The following is a 2,372-nucleotide window of genomic DNA, read 5'->3' on the forward strand; positions in this document are numbered from 1 at the left end:
CACGAGGAGCACGCCGAGAAAAAGATTGGGAAGCCGCGCGGCGAAGAGAATACTCTCCCAGGACACAGGTGCCCGATACAGGAAATCGCGTCCGATCCGCCATTCCTCGGAGGCCTGCCACAGGCGCTCGTTGGGCTGGAAAGGTAACCCGTAGGAAAGCAGGACGGAGAGCGCGCACAACTCTTTGATCAGAGGCGGGTGCTCGGGGTTGAGCCTGAAATCGGCGCGCTCCAGGTAGGAGTAGCCGGCGGATAGATGGACCGCTTCGTCGCTGGTCTGGGAATTGGCTCGCAGGAACCCGAGACCCTGGGCGAGAAAGGCGAGAACGAGAGCCGCCGCAATTCCCCAGGCCAGCCGGCTTTTCTCGGAGGTCTGTCTAACCTCTTGAGAGATAATGCCTTTCGCCGCGAGTCCGGGCGCCGGGCCAGTGCGGGGAGTTTTCTTGCGGGATGCAGGCTTTCCTTGACCCAACATCAATCCCGTTTTATATTTACAGCGTTTCCCCAAAGGGGGTCAGGAGCTACCGGATGCGCTTGCCAGTTTCGTGTGTCCTCGCCAGCGCGCTCACAATTTCCATTCTTTCCTGGCTCCCGGCGGGCGCCGGCTCGGCCGACGCCGACCTGAAAACCTCCGACTTCTACAAGAACACGGCCTTCTACCCGGTGGCAGTGGCGCCGCGCAAACCGGACGGCCTGGCGCGCGCCTTGAACACCGTGCTGGACGGAAAGACGCTTCCGACTCCTTGCATCTCCCCGATTCTCCAGGATCTGAGAAGGCACCGCGAGAACCTGGGCGAGCCGGCTCGCGAGGCGCTGCGACAGCTGAGCCAGCGTCCCGCCATCAATCGCGACGGCGCGCGTGTCACGCGCAACGGCCGCTACACGATCCACTTCGATCTGGACGATCCCGGCTTCGCCTCCGCCGACCGCGACTCGAACGGCGTGCCCGATCGCGTCGATCAGGTCGAAGCGACTCTGGAGCTCTCCGAGGCGATCCTGGTCGATAAGCTGGGATGGCCCGCCCCCGCGTCGGGAGTCGGACGCTACGATGTCTACCTGGTGGATCTGGGAGAAGCGCGCGACGGCTTCACGATTTCGGACCGCGACATCACCTCCACGCCGCAGGACGACGCTTCCAGCCACCTGGTGCTCGACGCCCAGCTGGAGGGGGATGCGCTGGCCTCGGCGGTGGCGCACCAGGTGGCCCATGCCGCCCTGCTCGGCCTCTCGACGAAGGCCCCGATCTGGTGGACCGAGGCGACGGCCGCGTGGATGGAGATGCAGGTGACCGGCAATCCGACGCCGCAGCGCGCGCCGATGGCGCACCGGCTGGAGCATATGGACGTCTCGCTGGCCACCGACTCGCTGCTCCTGGCGGCGGGTAATTCCCTGTGGGCCTCCTTCCTCGCCGATCGCCGCGAGGATCGGGGCGAGGGAATCCGGCAAATCTGGACGGAGCTCTCGCTGCGCTCCTCGGAGCCGCTGCTCCCGCTGATGGACGAAGTGCTGCGCCGCAGCGGCCAGGGAAGTCTGGTCGAGTCGTACGCCGATTTCACCCGCTGGTCGCTGTTCACCGGCAACCGCGACGACGGCGATCACTTCCTGCTCGGAGCCCTCTATCCGGCGCTCGAGCCCGTATCGCACGCCGCCTTCCCCGCCGAATCGGCCGGGATGGAATCGCTGGAGCCGCTCGGCGCCTCGATCGTGAGGTTCCCGGGAGACGGCAGCCGCGGAGGACTGCGCATCCGCCTGGACGCCGAGCTCCCCTCGCCGCTCGAGGTGGACCTGATCGTCGAGCCGTTCGGCGCCGCCCGGCCGCACCGCGTGGAGCTGAGCTTCGATGCGCGCGGACATGCCGAGGCGGGCATTCCCTGGCAGGACGTGAAGGAGGCGGTGATGATCGTGCGCCACGCGGCGCTGGAAGGAGCGCCGGTGCGCTTCCGCTACTCCGCCCAGATCGATCCTCTCTATCCTTTCGATCTCGCCTCTTTCAGCGCCTTGCCGTCGCCGGGCGGGATCACCCTGCAGTGGGCGACTTCGCGCGAGACCGACGTGCTCGGATGGAACGTCTACCGCGCCACGCAGCCTGACGGCCCCTTCGTCCGGTTGAACGAGATGCCGCTTCCGAGCGGGGCCGACACCCTCGAGGAGACCGACTATCTCTATCAGGACTCCTCGGTCCAGCCCCGCCACCTCTACTTCTACCGCATCGTGGCGATCTCGGTCCTAGGACTGCCGGGCCGCAGCATGACGCTGTCGGCCCAAAGCCAGGACGCTTCGCCGCGCGACTGACGCGCGCGCCACTACTTCTTCCTCCAGGCCGCGCCGGCCGGCGCGGCACGGGCGCTGCCCGATCCTTCCTGAAGCAGGTAA

2 protein-coding genes are annotated in these 2,372 nt (G+C 66.7%); one reads left to right on the plus strand and one right to left on the minus strand.

Annotated features, from left to right (window positions below; all coding sequences use genetic code 11):
* Positions 1-471: hypothetical protein (locus VFW45_02340; protein ID HEU5179603.1), on the minus strand; the 471-nt coding region annotated here is incomplete at its 3' end.
* Positions 472-527: 56 nt separating this feature from the next.
* Between VFW45_02340 and VFW45_02345 the strand changes: the two genes are divergently transcribed.
* Positions 528-2,291, plus strand: coding sequence for a hypothetical protein (locus tag VFW45_02345; GenBank protein ID HEU5179604.1), 1,764 nt, complete (start codon positions 528-530; stop codon positions 2,289-2,291).
* The last annotated feature ends 81 nt before the right edge of the window (positions 2,292-2,372 follow it).

Source organism: Candidatus Polarisedimenticolia bacterium, assembly GCA_035764505.1.
Lineage (GTDB): Bacteria > Acidobacteriota > Polarisedimenticolia > Gp22-AA2 > AA152 > AA152.